Consider the following 20,492-nt stretch of genomic DNA (forward strand, 5'->3'; position numbering starts at 1 on the left):
TCGGATGGGCTCGACGGGTGGTCCCGGAATCAGGTACGAGGTTATACGCCCTGGCTGACGGAGCTCATATTGAAGTCCGGCACCCTCAGCGCGGGCATCGCGGCCCTGGTGAACCAGTCGCCCCACTCCCTGGGCAGCGTCTTCTCCGTGCGCCCGGCCTCCGTGGCCCGGCCCAGCAGCGAGACCGGCGACTCGTTGAAGCGGAAGTTGTTCACCTCGCCGACGACCTCGCCGTCCTCGACGAGGTAGACGCCGTCCCGGGTCAGGCCGGTCAGCAGCAGCGTCGCCGGGTCGACCTCGCGGATGTACCACAGGCAGGTCAGCAGCAGCCCCCGCCCGGTGCCGGCGACCATCTCCTCCAGGGAGCGGCCGGAGCCGCCCTCCAGGACGAGGTTGTCGATCGCCGGGGCCACCGGCAGCCCGGTCAGCGCGGCACTGTGCCGGGTGGTGGTCAGCCGGTTCAGCTCACCCGCGCGGATCCAGTCCGTCGCCGCGACCGGCAGCCCGTTGTCGAACACCGACTGGTCGCCGCCGGAGGCGTGCGCGATCACGAACGGGGCGCTCTCCAGGCCCGGCTCGTGCGGGTCGCTGCGCAGCGTCATCGGCAGCTCGCCGAGCCGCTCGCCGACGCGCGTGCCACCGCCCGGCGTGGAGAACACGGTGCGGCCCTCGGCGGCGTCCCGGCCCGAGGCCGACCACAGCTGGTAGATCAGCAGGTCGGCGACCGCGGTCGGCGGCAGCAGCGTCTCGTACCGGCCGGCGGGCAGCTCCACCCGGCGCTCCGCCCAGCCGAGCCGTACGGCCAGCTCGGCGTCGAGCGCCGCCGGGTCGACGTCCTTGAAGTCCCGCGTGGAACGCCCCGCCCACGCCGACCGGGTGCGGTCGGGGGACTTGGCGTTCAGCTCCAGCGTCCCGGTGGGCTGGTCGTGCCGCAGCCGCAGACCCGTGGACGTACCCAGGTACGTCGACGTCAGCTCGTGGCGGGCGAAGCCGTACAGCTCCCGGCCGCCCGCACGCGCGCGGGCGAACGCCTCGCCCAGGGCCGGCGCGAAGTCGGCGAACACGGCCGACGACGTCTCGGCGGGCGCGTCGGTGAAGTCGGGGGAGGTGGGCACGCCCGTGACCAGCGGCTGCGCGTCCTCGGCGGGCCCTGCGCCGCGCGCGGCGGCCTCGGCGGCCCGCACCAGCGGCTCCAGCTCGTCCACGGTCACCGCCGAGCGCGACACCACGCCGGACGCCGTGCCCCGCTGCCCGTCGACCGTCGCGACGACGGTGAGCGTGCGCCCGCGCGTGACGCCGTTGGTGGTGAGCGCGTTGCCCGCCCAGCGCAGGTTGGCGGTGGACTCCTCGTCGGCGATGACCACGCACCCGTCCGCCCGGGACAGCTCCAGCGCCCGCTCGACGATCTCGTGCGGCTTGTTCGTGCGCGCGATCATCGACCGGCCTCCTGCGTGGTGTTGAGACTGTGCTTGCCCGGGGGGCGACCCCCGGACCCCCGGCCGACCTCGATGCGCGCGATCATCGCCCCGCCTCCTGCGTGGTGTTGAGGATGTTGACTCCCTTGAAGAGGGCGGACGGGCAGCCGTGGGAGACGGCCGCGACCTGTCCCGGCTGGGCCTTGCCGCAGTTGAACGCGCCGCCCAGGACGTACGTCTGCGGACCGCCGACGGCCGCCATGGACCCCCAGAAGTCGGTGGTCGTCGCCTGGTAGGCCACGTCCCGCAGCTGCCCGGCGAGACGCCCGTTCTCGATGCGGAAGAACCGCTGACCGGTGAACTGGAAGTTGTAGCGCTGCATGTCGATGGACCACGACCGGTCCCCGACGACGTAGATGCCCCGGTCCACGCCCCCGATCAGATCCTCCGTCGACAGCCCGCCCGGATCCGGCCGCAGCGACACGTTGGCCATCCGCTGCACCGGCACGTGGCCGGGGGAGTCGGCGTAGGCGCACCCGTTGGACCGCTCGAACCCGGTGAGCCTCGCGATGCGCCGGTCGAGCTGGTAGCCGACCAGCGTGCCGTCCTTCACCAGGTCCCAGGACTGGCCCTCGACGCCCTCGTCGTCGTACCCGACCGTCGCCAGGCCGTGCTCGGCGGTGCGGTCGCCGGTGACGTTCATCAGCTCCGAGCCGTAGCGCAGCTTGCCGAGCTGGTCGAAGGTGGCGAAGGAGGTACCGGCGTAGGCGGCCTCGTACCCCAGGGCGCGGTCCAGCTCGGTGGCGTGCCCGATGGACTCGTGGATCGTCAGCCACAGGTTGGACGGGTCGACGACCAGGTCGTACAGGCCCGGGTCCACGCTCGGCGCGCGCATCTTCTCGGCCAGCAGCCCGGGAATCTCGGCCAGCTCGGCGTCCCAGTCCCAGCCGGTGCCCGTCAGGTACTCCCAGCCGCGTCCGGCGGGCGGCGCGAGGGTGCGCATGGAGTCGAACTCACCGCTGGAGTCGTCCACCGACACGGCCGTGAGCACCGGGTGCAGCCGCACGCGCTGCTGCGTGGTCACGGTCCCCGCGCTGTCGGCGTAGAACTTGTTCTCGTGGACGGTGAGCAGCGAGGCGTCGACGTGGTCGACCCCGTCGGCCGCCAGCAGCCGCGCGCTCCAGTCGGCCAGCAGCGCCGCCTTCTCCTCGCCGGGCACGGTGAAGGGGTCGATCTCGTACGACGAGATCCACGTCCGGTCGGCGTGCACAGGCTCGTCGGCCAGCTCCACCCTCCCCCACTGCCCGAAAGGCGTGGGAGGTGCCCCCACGTCCGACCCGGCGGCCTTGATGACCTGCGCGGACAGCTTGGCCATCGCCACCGCCTGCGAGGCGACCTTGGCGGCGGCGTCGAGCGTGAGATCCACACCGGACGCGAAACCCCACGTCCCGCCGTGCACCACGCGTACCGCGTACCCGAGGTCGGTGGTGTCCGACGACCCGGCGGGCTTGGCGTCCCTCAGCCGCCAGGAGGCGCTGCGCACCCGCTCCAGCCGGAAGTCCGCGTGCTCGGCACCCAGCGAACGCGCGCGGGCGAGCGCGGCGTCGGCGAGGGCGCGTAGGGGGAGTGCCGTGAAGGCTTCGTCGATGCTATGAGGCACCTGCGTCTCTTTCTGTCGACGGTGACCGGTCGTCCGCGGCGGTACCGGGGGCTGCGCCGCATCATGTCGCGTCGGCCGGTACGGGACCACACCTTTCCGTGCGGCGCCGGTGCCTTTCTGTAGGGACCCGACAGTGAGTGCCCTGAGCCACTGTGGGTGCCCGATTCCCCGGGAGCGGGCGGGGACCGATAGGTTTTCGAGGAAGCCGCCTGTCATCGCCGCCCGTCGACCGGGTGTCGGGCGGACACCAGACCGCAATTGAAAGGGTGATCCGTTGAGCCGCTCGGTTCTCGTCACCGGAGGCAACCGGGGCATCGGCCTCGCCATCGCCCGCGCTTTCGCCGACGCCGGCGACAAGGTCGCGATCACGTACCGCTCGGGTGAGCCGCCGGAGGGCTTCCTCGCCGTCAAGTGCGACATCACCGACAGCGAGCAGGTGGAGCAGGCCTACAAGGAGATCGAGGAAGCGCACGGCACCGTCGAGGTCCTGGTCGCCAACGCCGGCGTCACCAAGGACCAGCTGCTGATGCGCATGTCCGAGGAGGACTTCACGTCCGTCCTCGACACCAACCTCACCGGCACCTTCCGGGTCGTCAAGCGTGCCAACCGCGGCATGCTGCGCGCCAAGAAGGGCCGCGTCGTGCTGATCTCGTCGGTGGTCGGGCTGCTCGGCTCCGCGGGACAGGCGAACTACGCCGCCTCCAAGGCCGGCCTGGTCGGCTTCGCCCGGTCCCTCGCCCGCGAGCTGGGGTCGCGCAACATCACCTTCAACGTCGTCGCCCCCGGCTTCGTCGACACCGACATGACCAAGGTGCTCACCGACGAGCAGCGGGCCGGCATCGTGTCGCAGGTGCCGCTCGGCCGGTACGCGCAGCCGGAGGAGATCGCCGCGACGGTGCGGTTCCTCGCCTCGGACGACGCGTCGTACATCACTGGAGCCGTCATTCCCGTTGACGGCGGACTGGGAATGGGTCACTGAACACCATGAGCGGAATCCTCGAGGGCAAGCGCGTCCTGATCACCGGTGTGCTGATGGAGTCGTCCATCGCCTTCCACACCGCCAAGCTGGCCCAGGAGCAGGGCGCCGAGATCATCCTGACCGCGTTCCCGCGGCCGACGCTGACCGAGCGCATCGCCAAGAAGCTGCCGAAGCCCACCAAGGTCATCGAGCTCGACGTCACCAACGACGAGCACCTCGGCCGCCTGGCCGACGTCGTCGGCGAGGAGCTCGGCGGCCTGGACGGCGTCGTGCACTCCATCGGCTTCGCGCCCCAGGACGCGCTCGGCGGCAACTTCCTGAACACGCCGTTCGAGTCGGTCGCCACCGCCATGCACGTCTCGGCGTACTCCCTGAAGTCGCTGACCATGGCCTGCCTGCCGCTGATGCAGAACGGCGGCTCGGTCGTCGGCCTCACCTTCGACGCCCAGTACGCCTGGCCGCAGTACGACTGGATGGGCCCGGCCAAGGCCGCCCTGGAGGCCACCAGCCGCTACATGGCCCGCGACCTCGGCAAGCAGAACATCCGCTGCAACCTGATCTCGGCGGGCCCGATCGGCTCCATGGCCGCCAAGTCCATCCCGGGCTTCGGCGAGCTGGCCTCGGTGTGGGACAGCCGCTCCCCGCTGGAGTGGGACCTCAAGGACCCGGAGCCGGCCGGCAAGGGTGTCGTCGCGCTGCTGAGCGACTGGTTCCCGAAGACCACCGGCGAGATCATCCACGTCGACGGCGGTCTGCACGCCATCGGCGCCTGACCGAGCGCCTTCGAGGGCCCGCGTCCCCTTCGGGGCGCGGGCCCTTCGCGTTGTCACCCGTTCGGCTGAATCGGCCGGGCGGCCGGGCGGCCGGCGGCGCACGCTGAGGACGAGTCCCCCACGCGCTTTCCCTCCCCAGCACGGCCGAGGAGGTCCTCTTGTGCGTCCACTCCACCGCCTGGCCTCAGCGACCCTCGCCCTCGCCTGCGTGCTGCTCCTGCCGTGCGAAGCGATGTCCCACGCGCGCGTGCCCTCCCGGGACGCCGCGCCTGCCGAACTGTTCGGCGCCGAGTGCCGGATCCGTGTCGACGGCTCCGGCGTGACCGCCTACTGCCACAACCCGTACCCGGACACCGACGAGGTGCGCCTGCACATCGAGTGCGCCCGCTGGTGGGACCTCGACAGCGACGGACCGGCGGTCGAGGCCGGTCCCGCGCAGACCGTACGGCTGGACGGACGGTGCTGGAAGGACGTACAGACGGCGTGGGTGAGCCACCGGCGAGCCGGCTGAGGGGAGCCTCAGGCGGGTGAGCCGAGATCCGCGGCAGGCCTGTGGAGGCGGCCCGGGCGGCACAGGAACGGATAGCCCGCCGCCTCCTGGCCGGCCGTCGCCGCGTCCGACGCGCGGATCGCGTCGACCAGCCGCGTGTGGTCCATGTGCGTCTCCGGCGTCAGCTCGCTGCCCACGTCCTCGCGCAGCCAGTCCCGCATCACCTCGCCGAGGTCCGCGTACATCGCGGTCATCACGTCGTTGTGCGAGGCCGCCACGACGGCCAGGTGGAAGGTCGCGTCCGCCGCCACGAACGCCTCCGTGTCACCCGACTCCCACGCCTCCTCCCGGCGCACCAGGAGCGCGTCGAGCTGCTTGAGGTCCTTCTCCGTGCGCCGCTCGGCCGCGAGCCTGGCCGCCGACGACTCCAGCGTGGAGCGCAGCTCCGCGATGTGCCGGGGGTCGGCGTCGGCGAAGCGGCGGTGCATCACGCCCGCCAGCTCGCTGGTCGCCACCACGTACGTGCCGGATCCCTGACGGATGTCCAGCAGCCCGTTGTGGGCCAGGGCACGGACCGCCTCACGGACCGTGTTCCGCGCGACACCGAGCTGTTCGACCAGCTCGGGCTCCGTCGGGATGCGGGAGCCGACCGGCCACTCGCCCGAGGCGATCTGCTGCCGCAACGCCGTGATGACCTGCTCGGACAGTGCCGAACGACGGGGATGGCTCAGGGGCATGGCTCACCTTCGCACACGATCCCGCGGCGGAGAGCCGCAGGTGGACAACCAATCATCCCATGATTCTATGATGGGCCTCATGGCTAGTGAGGAAACCCGGACGCTGAACTCCACGACCGTCGGCGAGTCGGCAGCACGCGACACCCGGGGACCCGACGGACCCGCGGGACCCGGAGGGCCCGGCACGCGCGCGTGGACGACGTGGACGACACGCCTGCTCATGCTCGGCATCGTCCTCGCCGCCCTCAACCTCCGCCCGGCCATCACCAGCCTGGGCGCGCTCCTGGAAGAGGTCCGCGACGGGCTCGGCATGAGCGGCAGCGTCGCCGGACTGCTCACCTCGGTCCCGCCGCTCTGCTTCGCCGTCTTCGGGGTCACCGCCCCGCGCCTCGCCCGCCGCTTCGGCCCCGGCGCGGTGGTGTGCGCGGGCATGGTCGCCATCGCCGCGGGCCTGCTGATACGCCCGTACGCGGGCGGCACGGCCGGCTTCCTGGCCGCCAGCGCCCTCGCGCTCATGGGCATCGCGGTCAGCAACGTCCTGATGCCGGTCATCGTCAAGCGCTTCTTCCCCGACCGGGTCGGCTCCATGACCGGCCTGTACTCGATGGCACTCGCCTTCGGCACCTCGATCGCCGCCGCGGCGACCGTGCCCGTCACGAACGCGCTGGGCGGCGACTGGCAGCCCGGCCTCGCGGTGTGGGCCGCGCTGGCGGCGGCGGCCGTCCTGCCGTGGATTCCCTTCGTACGGAACCGGAAGGCGCCCTCCGCCCAGGAGACCCCCACGGACGCCCCCGCGGGCACGGACGGACCGGCCGAGCAGCCCGCTCTGCGGATCACCCGCAGCCGTACCGCCTGGGCGCTCGCCGTCTTCTTCGGACTCCAGGCCACGGCCGCCTACGTCACGATGGGCTGGGCGGCGCAGATCTTCCGGGACGCCGGGGTGTCCGCCGGCACCGCCGGTCTGCTGCTGGCCGTCATCATGGTGATGGGCGTGCCGCTGGCCTTCGTCATCCCGCGCGTCGCCACCCGCCTGCCGCAGCAGGGCCCCATCGTGGTGGTCCTGGGCCTGTGCGGGCTCGCCGGATACGCCGGGCTGTACCTGGCTCCGGCCGGCGGTGCCTGGGTCTGGGCGCTGTTGCTCGGCATCTCCAACTGCGCCTTCCCGCTCGCCCTGACCATGGTCGGGATGCGGGCCAGGACGGGTGCGGGCGTCGCCCAGCTGTCCGCCTTCGCGCAGAGCACCGGCTACCTGATCTCCATCCCGGGTCCGCTCCTGGTGGGCGTGCTCTACCAGCACAGCGGCGGCTGGGGCCTGCCGATCGCGCTGATGGCCGCCCTGATGGTGCCGCAGATGGTGGTGGGCGTCCTCGCGGGGCGCGACCGCACCGTGGAGCAGGAAGCGGCCCGCTGATCCCGGCCCGCCGACCTCGTCGCGGGACCGGGATGGGAGACTGTCGCCATGCCAGTCCTGGACCCGAACCCCCAGAACAGCCAGAAGAAGTTGCTGCTCGTCTTCGGCGCCATCCTCGCGATCTTCGTGATCATCGGCATCGTCGCGACGATCGCCTCGCCGTGACCGGCCGGGGGTGGGGTTAACCCCCCGTCCCCTAGGGGGCAGGGGTCAGGGTCGAGTGGGTGGTCCTCCGGATGGGCCGGACCCCTCGGATTCCGTAGCTTCGAGAGGTGACCGCGTCAGGCGGATCGCGGAGCACGGACCAGGGACGTCCGAAGACCAGCGGAGGCACTCATGTCGGCCCCTACCCACACCCGGACCCACCCGGCGACCCGGGGCCGCGTCGAGATGCGTCTGCCCTGGTGGGCGCTCGCCCTGCCCGCCCTCGCCTTCGTCACGCTGCTCCTGCTGATCATCGACCCCGCGGACGCCCACGCGGCCGGCGGCGAGCCGGCGATCGCGCACCTCCTGGAGCGGGTGCAGCACCTGACCGCCCGCTGACGCCGCACGGCGGGACCCGAGGCACGCGGCCGGCCGGCGATGCCGTCCGATCGTGCGTTCCCCCGGTGAATCCGCATGTCAACTCCCTGCGCCCCGTGGCCTGTTTCATGCGAAGCTGGATGCCATGAGCGTCGCAGAATCCCGCAGGATCATCCTCTTCCGGCATGCGAAAGCCGACTGGCCACAGGTGTCCGACCACGAGCGGCCGCTCGCCGATCGAGGCCGAAAGGAGGCCGCAGAGGCCGGACGCAGGCTCGCCGACACCGGTATCCCCGTCGATCAGGCCCTGTGCTCCACCTCCGTGCGGACCCGCGAGACCTGGAAGCTCGCCGTCGCGGAGTTCCCGCACCGGCCGAAAACCGTCTACGAGGAGCGGATCTACGAGGCCTCGCCCGGCGAACTGATCGCCGTGCTCAACGAGACCCCCGACGACCTGCGGAACGTGCTGGTGATCGGCCACAACCCGGCCATGGAGGGGCTCACCGAGATCCTTGCAGGCTCGGCCGAGGACGACGTCCGTGAGCGGATGGGCCGCCGCGGCTTCCCGGCCGCCGCCTTCGCCGTCCTGTCCTTCACCGGCTCCTGGAAGACCGTGGAACCGGGCGTGGCCTCGCTGGTCGACTACTGGGCGCCGACCGACTGACCCGACCCGACCCGACCCGACCCGACGCGGCAGGGCCCGGCACCCGTGCGGTCCGGGCCCCTCGTCGTACCGGCGGCGGGTCAGGGCAGGTCGAGGCCGTCGGGGAGGTCCTCGGCCAGGGTGTCCGCCGCCTCGACCTCTTCGCGGGTGATGCCGAGCAGATACAGGACCGTGTCCAGGAACGGCACGTTCACCGCGGTGTGCGCCGCCTCGCGCACCACCGGCTTGGCGTTGAAGGCGACCCCGAGCCCGGCCGCGTTCAGCATGTCCAGGTCGTTGGCGCCGTCCCCGATCGCCACGGTCTGCGCCAGCGGTACGCCCGCCTCGGCGGCGAACCGGCGCAGCAGCCGCGCCTTGCCGGCCCGGTCCACGATCTCCCCGGTGACCCGGCCGGTCAGCCGGCCGTCGACGATCTCCAGCGTGTTGGCCTGGGCGAAGTCCAGCCCCAGCCGCTCCTTCAGATCGTCGGTGACCTGGGTGAAGCCGCCGGAGACGACCCCCACCTGGTAGCCGAGCCGCTTCAGCGTGCGGATCAGGGTGCGGGCACCCGGCGTCAGCCGCACCTCGGCGCGCACCTTCTCCACCACGGAGGCGTCCAGCCCCGCCAGCAGCGCCACGCGGGCGTGCAGCGACTGCTCGAAGTCCAGCTCCCCGCGCATCGCGGCCGCCGTCACCTCGGCGACCTTGTCCTCGCAGCCCGCGTGCGCCGCGAACAGCTCGATGACCTCGTCCTGGATCAGCGTGGAGTCGACGTCCATCACCACCAGGCGCTGCGCCCGCCGGTGCAGCCCGGCCGAGACGACCGCGACGTCCACACCGAGCGCCGCCGCCTCGGTCGCCAGGGCGGTGCGCAGCGGCTCGGTCTCGACGCCCGACACCGCGAACTCGACTGCGGTCACGGGGTACTTGGCGAGCCGGAAGATACGGTCGATGTTGCTGCCGGTCCGGGTGATCGTGGCCGCTATGGCGGCCGTCGCCTCCGCGGTGAGCGGGTGGCCGAGCACGGTCACCAGGGAGCGGCCGAGGCCGCGCGGCCGGTTGTCACCGATGCCGGAGATGATCTCGGCCTGCATCTTCATCGACTCCGCCCAGCTGTGGACGGTCGCCCGTAGATCGCCCTCCAGCGCCCGGGGCGGCTCGGTCACGAGCGCGCACAGCACGATCCGGCCACGGGTGACGACCTGCTCGATGTCGACCACGTCGACGGAGTAGGCGGCGAGGGTGTCGAACAGGCCGGCCGTGATGCCCGGCCGGTCCTTGCCGAAGATCTTGACGAGGAGAGTGGGAACGTCAGAGGTCTGCGTAGCGCTCATGGTGTTCTCACCGTATCCGGCACGCGGTGCCTTCCGCCCGCGAGGTCCGCCTGGCGGACACGGAACACTCGGCGACGCCCGGGTTGCGCGGACATGACGGGACGGCACGGCCGCGGGCCACGCGGCCCGGTACGACGCCGTCCGCGGCTGCCCGGTCCGGGCGCCGCGCCCCGGCGGCCGCCCGACGCGCCGCCCCGCCCGGGCGCCGCGCACCCTCCGCCCCTGCCCCTCGCCCCCGTGCAGCCGCCGGCGGGCTCGGCCGGGTCCGCCGCCTGCCACAGCGCGGGACTGCGGCGTACCCGTGGCAGCCATGCCCTGCGTGGGGGCGGGCTCACTGCCCGCCCCTCGGCCCCCGTGGCGGCGCCGGAGGCGGGGGCGGCGGGGGAGGAGGACCTTCGCCCCACCGGGACGGCGGCCGGTCCCCGGGCCGCCCGGGCCGCCCCGGCGGACGCGGGGACGGGTCCAGGGGGCCGACCACGGTCTCGGCGCCGTACAGGTCGCGGCCGTCGTCGGACGGCCGCTCACCCGGCGGAGCCGCTCCCGCACCCGGGGGCCGGGCGTCCTCGGGTCCGCGCGCTGCGTCCGGGGTACGCAGATACGGGTTGGTGTCCGCGTCGGGCGGCCGGTACGGGGCGCCTTCGGACCGGTACGGGGAACCTTCCGGCCCGTACGGGGCACCGCTCCGCCCGGACGACCCCGGTGCCCCTCCGAACCCCGCCCCGGCGTCTCCCGCCGCCCCGGCCACCGCGGCACCCCGTGCCGCGGGCGTCGCCCACCGGCCCGCCGCTCCGCTCACCCGCGCGAGCAGCGCCCCCGCGGCTCCCGCGCCCGCGCCCCACGCCGCGCCCAGGAGCAGTGCCGCGCCGAGATGGCCACGCAGGTCGATGCCGGCCCCGAACGCGTCGATGCCGAGCACCGACAGCGAGGCGTCCACGGACACCTCCGTCAGCAGGGCCAGCAGCGGGAGCGACAACGCGGTGGCGATCCCCAGCCGCAGCGCACACCGCCCGACGAAGCCCGAACCTCCCGCCACCGGCGTCCGCGCCGCCGTCAGCACCCCCGCAAGCAGCATCAGCGACGCCGCCGCCACGCCCAGCAGCCAGACCCGCCCGTCCAGCTCCGCCAGTCGCTCGAGCGTGACCGGCTCGTCGCCACCCGCGCTCAGCAGCTCGTCCAGCGGATCCGGCAGGAAGCGGGTCAGCGGACCCGTCGCCCGCCCGTCCCACGGCACGAACAGACCGATCGGCACGCCGAGCCAGACACCGTTCGGCGCACCCAGCAGCGCCGCCCCCGCGATCCGCCGGGGATGATCGTCACCGATCGCCGCGTACGCCGCCGCCGCGTACCCGGCCGCCACCGCCGTCAGCGCCACCGTGACCAGGGCGGACACGGCCGGCCGCACCACCCGGTGCACGGCCTCGCACCCGCGCGGCAGGGGCGTGCGGCGCGAGGCCAGCAGCGCGATCAGCAGGACCCCGACGCACCAGACCAGTCCCCCCAGCAGCGTCGGCACCGTCTCGACGCGGAAACCGACCGCGGCCTCGGCGCCGACCAGGTCACCGACCCGGTCGGGCAGCAACCCGCCGAGGTCCCCGAGATCACCGAGCCCCGGGATCTCCACGCCCCCGTCACCGCCCCCGCCGCCGGGCAGGTCGTCGAGCCCGAGCGAGCCGCCGTCGATGGTCACGACGTCGTGCCCCGCCCAGGCGAGCCCCCTCAGCATCGCCACGAACAGGACCGTCACCGCGACCGCGCGGGCGAGGAGTTCGGCGGGCGAGACCACAACTCCCGCCGCCCGCAAGGAGCGGAGGAAGAAGAACGACAGCAGCAGCGCACCGACGAGACCCACGCCCAGTGGCGTGATCTCGACGGCCGTGTGCGCCTCGGCACCTTTCAGCCCGAACGCGGACACATCGCCGGACGGCGTGACCGACCCACCCGCGCCGAGCGCCACGGCCGCCGCCGTCATCGGACCCAGAGAGCCCGCCGCGTCCGCGTCCAGCAGCCGCAGACCCAGTGCCGCCGTTCCCGCCATGCCGATCAACGCCCAGCTCACGGAGGCGATCGCGGACAGCACCACGTCCGCCCACGGCACCCTCGTGCCGTACCCCTCGTTCCCGACGCTCGTGGACGCGCTCATGGCAGACCCCCCGATCCGCTGCGCGGCGGGGTTGCCGCGCATGTCCCCCCTCGCGTGGATTACCACTCTCCGGGCAGGTTTCAACCCCGTCAACGGAAACGGCCGGTGGGCCTGTACGCGGTTTTCACAAGGCCCGACTTTCGGTCAGGGGGCCGGGCCTGGAATAGTTCCCCCCGATGTTCGACATCCCTAGACTCCCCGCGACGGGGGCAATTCGGGGGACAACTCAGTGGGGCATGGAGTGCCGGAACTCGTACTGGAATCTAATGGACGGACCTGGACGCTCGATCCGTCCCGGTCATACGCGCTCGGGCGCGATCCGCAGGGGGAGCTCGTCTTCGACGACGCCAGGGTCTCCTGGCGCCACGCCACGATCAGCTTCAACGGCCGCAGTTGGGTCGTGGAGGATCACGGCAGCACCAACGGCACGTTCGTGCACGGGCAGCGGATCCAGCACATGGAGCTCGGCGCCGGCACGGTCGTGAACCTGGGCAACGCGACCGACGGACCGCGCCTGAGCCTGACCGCCGGGCAGTCCGCCGCCGGCACGCCGCAGGCCCAGCCGCAGCAGCAGCCGTACGCCGCGCAGGGCGCGAACGCGGGCTGGGCGCCGCAGGCACCGGTGCAGGAGCCGCCGCGGCAGGCCCCGCAGCAGCAGGGGCAGCAGGCCGGCTGGCAGCAGCCGCAGCAGGCCGTGCCGCAGCAGCCCGCGCCGCAGCCGCAGCAGCCCGCGGCGCACTTCCCCCAGCAGCAGGGACCCGGCGGCGCGGCGGGGGCGCCACCGGTCTACGGGGACCGCAGCCCGACCACGTTCCACCAGTTCTCGCTCGGCCGCGTCATGCGCATCGGCCGTGCCCTGGAGAACGACCTGGTCGTCTCCGACCTGCAGGTCTCCCGCAACCACGCGGAGTTCCACGCGACGCCCGACGGCCGCATGGAGATCCGCGACCTCGGCTCGCACAACGGCACGTACGTCAACGGCCAGCCGATCACCAAGGGCGGCTCCCAGCTGCTCGGCCCGACGGACATCGTGGGCGTCGGCCACTCGACGTTCCGCATCGTCGGGGACCGGCTCGAGGAGTTCGTCGACACCGGTGAGGTGTCCTTCTCCGCCCGGCATCTGACCGTCACCGTCGACGGCGGCAAGCAGATCCTCAAGGACGTCTCCTTCGGCGTCCCCGAGAAGTCGCTGATCGCGGTCATCGGTCCCTCCGGCTCCGGCAAGTCCACCCTGCTCAAGGCGCTCACCGGCTACCGGCCCGCCGACCAGGGCGAGGTCCTCTACGACAACCGGAACCTGTACAAGCAGTTCGCCGAGCTGCGCCAGCGCATCGGTCTGGTCCCGCAGGACGACATCCTGCACAAGGAGCTGACCGTCAAGAAGGCCCTGAAGTACGCGGCCAAGCTGCGCTTCCCGGCCGACACCACCGGCGCGGAGCGCGACGCCCGCATCGACGAGGTGCTGCGCGAGCTCAAGCTCGACATCCACAAGGACAAGAAGGTCACCTCCTTGTCCGGCGGCCAGCGCAAGCGCGTGTCCGTCGCCCTGGAGCTGCTGACCAAGCCGTCGCTGATCTTCCTGGACGAGCCGACCTCGGGCCTCGACCCGGGCATGGACCGCGACGTCATGCAGTTGCTGCGCGGCCTCGCCGACGACGGCCGTACCGTCCTCGTCGTCACCCACTCGGTGGCCGAGCTGGCGATCTGCGACAAGCTGCTGGTGATGGCGCCGGGCGGCTCGGTCGCCTACTTCGGCCCGCCCGAGGAGGCGCTGAACTTCTTCGGCTACGACACCTGGGCCGACGTCTTCTCCGCCTTCGAGAACTACCGCGACTACGACTGGGCGGGCCGCTGGAAGGGCTCGCAGCACTACCAGATGTACGCCGCGGACCTCGACGCCGTCGCGCCGCAGGCCGTACAGGTCTCGCCGATGCAGGCGATGAAGCCGCCGAAGCCGCAGGGCTGGATGTCGCAGTTCGTCACCCTGGTGCGCCGCTACGTCTCGGTGATCGCCTCCGACAAGGGCTTCCTCGCCCTGATGGTGATCCTGCCGGCCGTGCTCGGCGCGGTGAGCCTGCTCATCGACGCGGACAAGGGCCTGCTGCCCAACCCGGCCAACCCGAAGACCGGCCGGATCATCCCGAACGGCACCGCCACCACGGTCCTGCTGATCCTCGCGGTCGGCGCCTGCTTCGCCGGCGCCGCGAACTCCGTCCGTGAGCTGATCAAGGAACGGGTCATCTACGAGCGGGAGCGCGCGACCGGCCTGTCGCGGTCCGCGTACCTGATGTCGAAGGTGTTCGTGCTCGGCATGATCACCGTCTTCCAGGGCCTGCTGGTCGGCGTGATCGGCTTCGCCAGCCGGGAGATCCCGCAGGAGGGCCTGATCCTCGGCAGTGCCACGATGATCGAGCTCTCCCTGCCGATCATGGCGCTGGGCTTCACCTCGATGATGTTCGGTCTGATCATCTCGTCGCTGGTGAAGACCGCGGAGAAGACCATGCCGCTGCTGGTCATGTTCGCGATCATCCAGGTCGTCTTCACCGGCTGCCTCTTCGCCCTGAACGGCGCGGTCGGCGTCAACCAGTTCTCGTACCTGATGCCGTCCCGCTGGGCGGTCGCCGCCGCCGGTGCCACGCTGGACTTCAACCGGATCAGCCCGCCCGAGGAGGGTGCCGGGACGGACCCGCTGTGGGAGCACTCCGTCGGCGCCTGGGGCATGGACATGGCCGCGCTGATCGTCCTCGGCGTGATCTGCGGCTTCTTCGTGGCCCGCTTCCTGCGCCGCCACGAGCCCGAGGTCATGCGCAAGTAGCCCCGGCCTCACGCCCCGAAGGGCGGCACCCCGTCAGGAGGGTGCCGCCCTTCGGCGTTCGGCGGAGCGTCGGCGTGAAGAGGTCCGCGCCGACCTCAGTACGCGCTGTTGACGTTGTCCATGGAGCCGTACTTGTCCGCGGCGTAGTTGCAGGCGGCGGCGATGTTGGCTACCGGGTCGTAGATGTCCCAGGACGTACCGGGCACGTGGTAGGCCTTGAACGTCGGCGGGATGACCTGGAGCAGGCCCTTCGACGGGATGCCGTTGATGGCGTTGATGTCCCAGTCGTTGATGGCCTTCGGGTTGCCGGAGGACTCCCGGATGATGTTGCGGTGGATGCCGCTGTAGGTGCCCGGAATGTCGTGCTTGGCCATGATGGACCTGGCCTCGCGGATCCAGCCGTCGAGGTTGTTCGGGTAGGACTTCGCGGAGACCTGCTTCACCTCGGCGCGCTTGGCGGACCGGCTCGCGGTCTCCTTCGCCTCGCGCTTGGCGGCGGCCTTCTTCGCAGCGGCCTTCTTCGCGGCGGCCGCCTTCTGCTGGGCGGCGGCCTGCTTCGCGGCCGCCTCCTTCTGCGCCTCGATGGCGGCGACCTTCTGGCTCGCACCGGCGAGCTGGTCGGCGACGCCGGCGTGCACGTCCTTGATCTGCTGCTGGCTGCTGTACGCCACCTTGGCCGCCGGAGCGGCCTCGCTCGTGGTCGTCGTCTGCGCGCCGGCCGGGAAGGCGGCGAGGGCGACGGCGGTGACGCCGAGCGCGCCGACACCGGCGAACGCGGTCTTCTGGGCGCGGTTCAGGCTCTGGGCGCGGTCCAGGGAACGGCGATAACCACGGGTGAGGATGTTCTTGGGCATGGCGGGATAGACCTCTTCGAATAGCGCGGAGGTCGCTCTCGTCCGGTGGGGACAGGGGTGCATCCGGGGCACAAACGCTGCGGGGCGAAACCCGCGGCGCTGAGCGACGAGAGCAATTCTTAGCGGCCGCAAAATCCGGAGGCAAAGGTGTGACGTACGAAGCCGGGTAGTGGATCAGGGTCCGGCAAAACGGGGCAGACAGGACCGTCTGCCCCGCTCAAAACGGACGAGTCGTTCTCCTACTCCCCTTCGTACGTGACGTGCACCCTATGCGAGGGCTCACATCGAGGGCACGGTCATCTCACTGAGGGTTGCTTGAGCAACGCGTTGTGTGAGGGGTGTCCCGGGGGCCTCCTACGGCAGGAGGAGATGGACGTCCCCGAACTCGTGCCAGAGGTAGCGCCCGCGCACCGCCTCCTCGTACCCGCGGTCGATCGCCGCACGTCCCGCCACCGCCTCCAGCATCAGCAGGTGCGACGCCTCGGGCTCGTGCAGCCCCGTCAGCAGCCCGTCCACCACCCGCACCCCACGCTCCGGAGTGACGACCAGACCGGTCCACCCCTCCCGGGCCCGAACGACCCCGTCGGCACCGGCCGCCGACTCCACCGCCCGCACGGCCGTCGTCCCCACGGCCACGACCCGCCGGCCTCCCGCCCGCGCGGCGTTGATCAGCCGCGCCGAGGCCTCCGGAACGCGGAACCGCTCCGGATACGGCGGCTCGTGCGCCTGTGCCGACGCCACCCCCGTGTGCAGCGTCACCGGCGCGAACTGCACCCCCCGGCTCACCAGCTCCGCCACCAGCCGCGCCGTGAAGGGACGCGCGGCGCTCGGCATCTCCGCACTGCCCGACCCGTCGGCGGACGGCAGCGCGAACACCGTCTGGTACACGGACAACGGCTGATCCCGCTCCGTATAGGAGTAGCGAATGGGCCGCCCGTGCTCCCGCAGCACCGCCGCCACCTCCGCCCCGGTCACCCGCGCCCACCACAGCCGCTCCCCGCGGGCACTCAGCGGCTCCTCCAGCGTCAGCCGCCCGCCGCCCGGCAGCCCCACCTCCGTTCCCGCGAGCCGGCCTCCCTCCCGGGCCGGCGCCTCACCCTGTACTCCCGCACGCGCGCGCGTGGTGCCCCGCCCGTCCGGCTCCCGCAGCTCCACCGCCCACCGGCCGTCGTCACCGCGCGTGGAGAAGTGCACCACCACGCGCGCGTCCCCCACCCGGCCGTCGACGGCCGCGGCCAGCGTGGCCGACGTGTTCACGATCAGCAGGTCACCGGACCGCAGCAGCCGCGGCAGCTCCGCGAAGGAGTGGTGCGACACCTCCGTGCCCCGCGACACCAGCAGCCGCACGTCGTGCCGGTCCAGCCCGGGACCCCGCTGCTCGGCCGGCAGCCGTGCCGACAGCTCCTCGGGCACCTTCAGAGCCAGCGTCACCGCCGTCCCTCCAGCAGCGCCGGGGCCGCGTAGCGCCCGCTCGCCGGCCGCTCGTCCAGCAGCCGCAGCAGCGCCGGGACGACATCCGCCGGATCGGGCCGCGGATCGTCGTCGTCCGGTACGGCCGCCGCGTACAGGTCCGTCGCCATGTCCCCGGGATCGACCGCCCACACCCGAAGCCCCGGCTCCTCGGCGGCCAGCACCGCCGCCAGCTGGTCCAGGGCCGCCTTGGACGCCCCGTAACCGCCCCACGTCTCGTACGCCTCGGCGGCGGCGTCCGAGCTGACCGTGATCACCGCACCCGCCGCGGCCGACCTCAGCAGCGGCAGCGCCTCCTGCACCAGACCCAGCGCGGCCACCGTGTTCACCTCCAGCGCCCGGCGCAGCCCGTCCAGCGGCAGCTCCTCCAGCCGCACCAGCGGCTCCGAGCCCAGCGCACTCGCGTTGCTGACCAGCAGATCCACCCCGCCCAGCCGCCACGCCGCCGCCACCAGCTCCGCCCGGTGCCCGACGTCCGTCACGTCCCCGGGCAGCGCCGTCACCCGCGTGCCGTACGACGCCAGCGCCGCCGCCGTCCCCTCGAGCACCTCCGGCGTCCTGGCGTCGAGCACCAGATTCCAGCCCCGCTCCGCCAGGGCCTCGGCGAGCGCCCGGCCCAGTCCCTTCGACGCCCCTGTGATGATCGCTACCGGCATGACCCGTCTCCTCGTCGTCGGCGCCTCCTGATCGGCGTGGCCTCAACCTAGGAACCGGGCCGCACCCACCGCCTCGGGCACGGGCCGCAACCCCGCGGGGCCCTTCGCCCTAGGCCCCACGGACGGGACCCCGGCCCTACACCCACCGACCTAGGTCCAGCGCCCCAGGCGGCGGCCGCCACAGGCCCGATCCGGGCCGTCGGGGCCGCCGGTACCGTGAGGACATGAGTCACGGCCCCCGGTCCGGCCTCGCCGCGGTGAGTTCCGCGCTGCTGGCCATGAGCAGGCACCTCGAGGTGCGCGACGTCCTCAAGACGATCGTCGCCTCCGCCCGCGAGCTGCTCGACGCCGAGTACGCGGCGCTCGGCGTCCCCGACGACCACGGCGGCTTCGCCCAGTTCGTGGTCGACGGCGTCAGCGACGAGCAGTGGAAGGCCATCGGCCCCCTGCCCCGCCAGCACGGCATCCTCGCCGCGATGCTGCACGACGCCCGGCCCGAGCGCCTCGCCGACGTCCGCGAGGACCCCCGCTTCGAGGGCTGGCCGTCCGCCCACCCCGACCTGGCCGACTTCCTGGGGCTGCCGATCCGCGACGGCGACGAGGTCATCGGCGCGCTCTTCCTGGCGAACAAGCTGCGCCCCGTGGGGGGACACCCCCCACACCCCCCGTGCGTGAAGCCCCAGGGCGGCTGCGGCTTCACCGAGGAGGACGAGGAACTGCTCGGCATCCTCGCCCAGCACGCCGCGATCGCCCTCACCAACGCCCGCCTGTACGAGCGCAGCCGCGAGCTGACCATCGCCGAGGAACGCTCCCGCCTCGCCCACGAGCTGCACGACGCCGTCAGCCAGAAACTGTTCTCGCTGCGCCTGACCGCCCAGGCCGTCGCCACCCTGGTCGACCGCGACCCCGCGCGCGCCAAGGGCGAGCTCCAGCAGGTCGCCGCGCTCGCCGCCGAGGCCGCCGACGAGCTGCGCGCCGCCGTCGTGGAACTGCGCCCCGCAGGTCTGGACGAGGACGGACTCGTCGCCACCCTCCGCACCCAGGTCCAGGTCCTGGACCGCGCCCACACCGCGCGCGTGACCTTCACCGGCCACGGCGTGAAGGCCCTGCCCGCCGCCCAGGAGGAGGCCGTGCTGCGCGTCGCCCAGGAGGCGCTGCACAACGCGCTGCGCCACTCCGGAGCGGAACACGTCGACGTGACGCTGACCCGGCGCGGCCCCGGAGCCGTGCTGCGCGTCACCGACGACGGCAGCGGCTTCGACCCGCGCACGGTGCGCCGCGCGGGACGCCACCTGGGCCTGGTCTCGATGCGGGACCGGGCGAACGGCGCCGGCGGCACGCTGACGGTGGAGTCGGCGCCCGGCAAGGGCACCACGATCGAGATGGAGGTTCCCGGTGGCTGATGCGATCAAGGTGCTGCTCGTCGACGACCACCAGGTGGTCCGCCGGGGGCTGCGCACCTTCCTGGAGGTGCAGGACGACATCGAGGTCGTCGGCGAGGCCGCCGACGGAGCCGAGGGCGTCGCACGCGCCGAGCAGCTGAAACCCGACGTGATCCTCATGGACGTCAAGATGCCGGGCATGGACGGCGTCGACGCGCTGCGCCGGCTCCGCGAGCTGGACAACCCCGCGCGCGTACTGATCGTGACCAGCTTCACCGAGCAGCGCACCGTCGTCCCGGCCCTGCGGGCGGGCGCGGCGGGCTACGTGTACAAGGACGTCGACCCCGACGCGCTGGCCGGCGCCATCCGCTCCGTCCACGCCGGGCACATCCTGCTGCAGCCCGAGATCGCGGGCGCCCTCCTGTCCCAGGAGGAGAGCGGCTCCGGCCAGGGCCGAGGGGGGTCGCTCACGGAGCGGGAGCGGGAGGTGCTGGGCCTGATAGCGGACGGCCGGTCCAACCGGGAGATCGCCCGGGCACTGGTCCTCTCCGAGAAGACCGTGAAGACCCACGTCTCGAACATCCTGATGAAACTCGACCTCGCGGACCGCACCCAGGCCGCGCTGTGGGCGGTACGCCACGGTGTGACCGGCTGATGGTCCGACCGGTACGCCGCCGCAACGCGGAGGGTTCCACTCCGGTGCGAGATTCATACCGTCGTGGGAATGTCCCCCACATGGCGCATCCTTCTCCACGCCCGGCCGTTCTCCAGTGCGTGCTGCGGCGAGTGCCGCGGCAATCGCTAGGGAGGGTTTAGCAAGTGAAGAACCTGAAGAAGGCAGCGGCCGTGACGATGGTGGCCGGCGGGCTGATCGCCGCGGGTGCGGGCATGGCCTCCGCCACCGACGGCTCCCACGCCCACGGTGAGGCCATCGGCTCCCCGGGTGTCATCTCGGGCAACGTCGTCCAGGCCCCGATCCACATCCCGGTGAACGCGGTCGGCAACAGCGTCAACGTCATCGGCCTCCTGAACCCGGCCTTCGGCAACCTGGGCCTCAACCACTGAGCCACCACCCCCACAGCGCCCCGGCCTCCCGGCCCCACCCGGGAGGCCGCTCGCGTACACAAGGCTGAGCCTGCGGGCGATGGCACCCTCCCCGGGCCTGCGGGCAGTCGTGCCGCACCCCACCCCCGCCACCCAGCCGGCCTGCG

At 72.6% G+C, this 20,492-nt stretch carries 19 protein-coding genes; 11 read left to right on the top strand and 8 right to left on the bottom strand.

Going from position 1 to position 20,492, the window contains the following annotated elements:
- Window positions 1-41: 41 nt before the first annotated feature.
- Both IEZ05_RS03755 and IEZ05_RS03760 read right to left on the bottom strand, forming a co-directional pair.
- On the bottom strand, window positions 42-1,436 hold the full coding sequence (locus IEZ05_RS03755) for a metallopeptidase TldD-related protein (RefSeq protein WP_189228504.1): 1,395 nt from the start codon (window positions 1,434-1,436) through the stop codon (window positions 42-44).
- Window positions 1,437-1,518: 82 nt separating this feature from the next.
- Window positions 1,519-3,075 carry a TldD/PmbA family protein gene (locus IEZ05_RS03760; RefSeq protein WP_189228505.1) on the bottom strand — a complete coding sequence of 519 codons (1,557 nt, stop codon included), beginning with the start codon at window positions 3,073-3,075 and terminating at the stop codon, window positions 1,519-1,521.
- A gap of 274 nt (window positions 3,076-3,349) precedes the next feature.
- Between IEZ05_RS03760 and fabG the strand changes: the two genes are divergently transcribed.
- The 3 genes from fabG to IEZ05_RS03775 all read left to right on the top strand — a co-directional run bounded on the left by fabG (window position 3,350) and on the right by IEZ05_RS03775 (window position 5,338).
- Window positions 3,350-4,054, top strand: coding sequence for a 3-oxoacyl-[acyl-carrier-protein] reductase (gene fabG / locus IEZ05_RS03765; protein WP_189228506.1), 705 nt, complete (start codon window positions 3,350-3,352; stop codon window positions 4,052-4,054).
- 5 nt (window positions 4,055-4,059) lie between these two features.
- The gene (fabI, locus tag IEZ05_RS03770; protein ID WP_189228507.1) at window positions 4,060-4,827 is read left to right on the top strand and encodes an enoyl-ACP reductase FabI; all 768 of its coding nucleotides are present in this window, start codon (window positions 4,060-4,062) and stop codon (window positions 4,825-4,827) included.
- 160 nt (window positions 4,828-4,987) lie between these two features.
- Complete coding sequence (locus tag IEZ05_RS03775; RefSeq protein ID WP_189228508.1) at window positions 4,988-5,338, top strand: hypothetical protein; 351 nt, start codon at window positions 4,988-4,990, stop codon at window positions 5,336-5,338.
- A gap of 8 nt (window positions 5,339-5,346) precedes the next feature.
- Here the strand turns inward: IEZ05_RS03775 and IEZ05_RS03780 are convergent, their stop codons facing one another.
- Entirely contained in the window at window positions 5,347-6,054 is a 708-nt protein-coding gene (locus IEZ05_RS03780; protein WP_189228509.1) for a FadR/GntR family transcriptional regulator, read from the bottom strand.
- 79 nt (window positions 6,055-6,133) lie between these two features.
- On the opposite strand from IEZ05_RS03780, the gene IEZ05_RS03785 reads away from it, so the two are divergent.
- The 4 genes from IEZ05_RS03785 (at window position 6,134) to IEZ05_RS03795 (ending at window position 8,651) form a co-directional block, all read left to right on the top strand.
- A complete protein-coding gene (locus tag IEZ05_RS03785) occupies window positions 6,134-7,465 on the top strand; it encodes a CynX/NimT family MFS transporter (RefSeq protein ID WP_373298722.1) in 1,332 nt (443 codons plus the stop codon).
- A gap of 48 nt (window positions 7,466-7,513) precedes the next feature.
- Window positions 7,514-7,630 carry an SGM_5486 family transporter-associated protein gene (locus tag IEZ05_RS36725; RefSeq protein ID WP_254718829.1) on the top strand — a complete coding sequence of 39 codons (117 nt, stop codon included), beginning with the start codon at window positions 7,514-7,516 and terminating at the stop codon, window positions 7,628-7,630.
- A gap of 171 nt (window positions 7,631-7,801) precedes the next feature.
- Window positions 7,802-8,008, top strand: a complete 207-nt coding sequence (locus IEZ05_RS03790) for a hypothetical protein (RefSeq protein WP_189228511.1) — start codon at window positions 7,802-7,804, stop codon at window positions 8,006-8,008.
- A gap of 124 nt (window positions 8,009-8,132) precedes the next feature.
- Window positions 8,133-8,651: a SixA phosphatase family protein gene (locus IEZ05_RS03795; protein WP_189228512.1), complete on the top strand. Its 519-nt coding sequence runs from the start codon at window positions 8,133-8,135 to the stop codon at window positions 8,649-8,651.
- A gap of 80 nt (window positions 8,652-8,731) precedes the next feature.
- On the opposite strand, the gene serB is transcribed toward IEZ05_RS03795, so the two are convergent.
- Both serB and IEZ05_RS03805 read right to left on the bottom strand, forming a co-directional pair.
- Window positions 8,732-9,964: a phosphoserine phosphatase SerB gene (serB, locus tag IEZ05_RS03800; RefSeq protein ID WP_189228513.1), complete on the bottom strand. Its 1,233-nt coding sequence runs from the start codon at window positions 9,962-9,964 to the stop codon at window positions 8,732-8,734.
- A gap of 331 nt (window positions 9,965-10,295) precedes the next feature.
- Window positions 10,296-12,104 carry a streptophobe family protein gene (locus IEZ05_RS03805; RefSeq protein WP_189228514.1) on the bottom strand — a complete coding sequence of 603 codons (1,809 nt, stop codon included), beginning with the start codon at window positions 12,102-12,104 and terminating at the stop codon, window positions 10,296-10,298.
- Window positions 12,105-12,345: 241 nt separating this feature from the next.
- Between IEZ05_RS03805 and IEZ05_RS03810 the strand changes: the two genes are divergently transcribed.
- Window positions 12,346-14,919 (top strand): ABC transporter ATP-binding protein/permease, encoded by a 2,574-nt coding sequence (locus IEZ05_RS03810; protein ID WP_189228515.1) that lies wholly within the window; start codon window positions 12,346-12,348, stop codon window positions 14,917-14,919.
- Window positions 14,920-15,014: 95 nt separating this feature from the next.
- Here the strand turns inward: IEZ05_RS03810 and IEZ05_RS03815 are convergent, their stop codons facing one another.
- The 3 genes from IEZ05_RS03815 to IEZ05_RS03825 form a co-directional block, all read right to left on the bottom strand.
- The gene (locus tag IEZ05_RS03815) at window positions 15,015-15,773 is read right to left on the bottom strand and encodes a transglycosylase SLT domain-containing protein (protein WP_189228516.1); all 759 of its coding nucleotides are present in this window, start codon (window positions 15,771-15,773) and stop codon (window positions 15,015-15,017) included.
- 354 nt (window positions 15,774-16,127) lie between these two features.
- Complete coding sequence (locus IEZ05_RS03820; protein WP_189228517.1) at window positions 16,128-17,204, bottom strand: S-adenosylmethionine:tRNA ribosyltransferase-isomerase; 1,077 nt, start codon at window positions 17,202-17,204, stop codon at window positions 16,128-16,130.
- The gene (locus IEZ05_RS03825) at window positions 17,201-17,899 is read right to left on the bottom strand and encodes an SDR family NAD(P)-dependent oxidoreductase (protein ID WP_189228518.1); all 699 of its coding nucleotides are present in this window, start codon (window positions 17,897-17,899) and stop codon (window positions 17,201-17,203) included. The genes IEZ05_RS03820 and IEZ05_RS03825 overlap by 4 nt, the downstream gene beginning before the upstream one ends.
- Window positions 17,900-18,123: 224 nt before the next feature.
- Between IEZ05_RS03825 and IEZ05_RS03830 the strand changes: the two genes are divergently transcribed.
- From IEZ05_RS03830 to chpE, 3 genes are all read left to right on the top strand, one after another.
- Window positions 18,124-19,302, top strand: coding sequence for a GAF domain-containing sensor histidine kinase (locus IEZ05_RS03830; RefSeq protein WP_189228519.1), 1,179 nt, complete (start codon window positions 18,124-18,126; stop codon window positions 19,300-19,302).
- Window positions 19,295-19,936, top strand: a complete 642-nt coding sequence (locus IEZ05_RS03835) for a response regulator (RefSeq protein ID WP_189228520.1) — start codon at window positions 19,295-19,297, stop codon at window positions 19,934-19,936. The genes IEZ05_RS03830 and IEZ05_RS03835 overlap by 8 nt, the downstream gene beginning before the upstream one ends.
- A gap of 164 nt (window positions 19,937-20,100) precedes the next feature.
- Entirely contained in the window at window positions 20,101-20,346 is a 246-nt protein-coding gene (gene chpE / locus IEZ05_RS03840; protein WP_189228521.1) for a chaplin ChpE, read from the top strand.
- The last annotated feature ends 146 nt before the right edge of the window (window positions 20,347-20,492 follow it).

The sequence above is a fragment of the Streptomyces flaveolus genome (assembly GCF_014648815.1).
Lineage (GTDB): Bacteria > Actinomycetota > Actinomycetes > Streptomycetales > Streptomycetaceae > Streptomyces > Streptomyces flaveolus.

Bases quoted from the DNA above. Each gene is read 5' to 3' on its own strand.
- IEZ05_RS03755 (WP_189228504.1), bottom strand. From the start codon at position 1,436: ATGATCGCGCGCACGAACAAGCCGCACGAGATCGTCGAGCGGGCGCTG.
- fabI (WP_189228507.1), top strand. From the start codon at position 4,060: ATGAGCGGAATCCTCGAGGGCAAGCGCGTCCTGATCACCGGTGTGCTG.
- IEZ05_RS03780 (WP_189228509.1), bottom strand. From the start codon at position 6,054: ATGCCCCTGAGCCATCCCCGTCGTTCGGCACTGTCCGAGCAGGTCATC.
- IEZ05_RS03785 (WP_373298722.1), top strand. From the start codon at position 6,134: ATGGCTAGTGAGGAAACCCGGACGCTGAACTCCACGACCGTCGGCGAG.
- IEZ05_RS36725 (WP_254718829.1), top strand. From the start codon at position 7,514: ATGCCAGTCCTGGACCCGAACCCCCAGAACAGCCAGAAGAAGTTGCTG.
- IEZ05_RS03790 (WP_189228511.1), top strand. From the start codon at position 7,802: ATGTCGGCCCCTACCCACACCCGGACCCACCCGGCGACCCGGGGCCGC.
- IEZ05_RS03795 (WP_189228512.1), top strand. From the start codon at position 8,133: ATGAGCGTCGCAGAATCCCGCAGGATCATCCTCTTCCGGCATGCGAAA.
- serB (WP_189228513.1), bottom strand. From the start codon at position 9,964: ATGAGCGCTACGCAGACCTCTGACGTTCCCACTCTCCTCGTCAAGATC.
- IEZ05_RS03805 (WP_189228514.1), bottom strand. From the start codon at position 12,104: ATGAGCGCGTCCACGAGCGTCGGGAACGAGGGGTACGGCACGAGGGTG.
- IEZ05_RS03815 (WP_189228516.1), bottom strand. From the start codon at position 15,773: ATGCCCAAGAACATCCTCACCCGTGGTTATCGCCGTTCCCTGGACCGC.
- IEZ05_RS03825 (WP_189228518.1), bottom strand. From the start codon at position 17,899: ATGCCGGTAGCGATCATCACAGGGGCGTCGAAGGGACTGGGCCGGGCG.
- IEZ05_RS03830 (WP_189228519.1), top strand. From the start codon at position 18,124: ATGAGTCACGGCCCCCGGTCCGGCCTCGCCGCGGTGAGTTCCGCGCTG.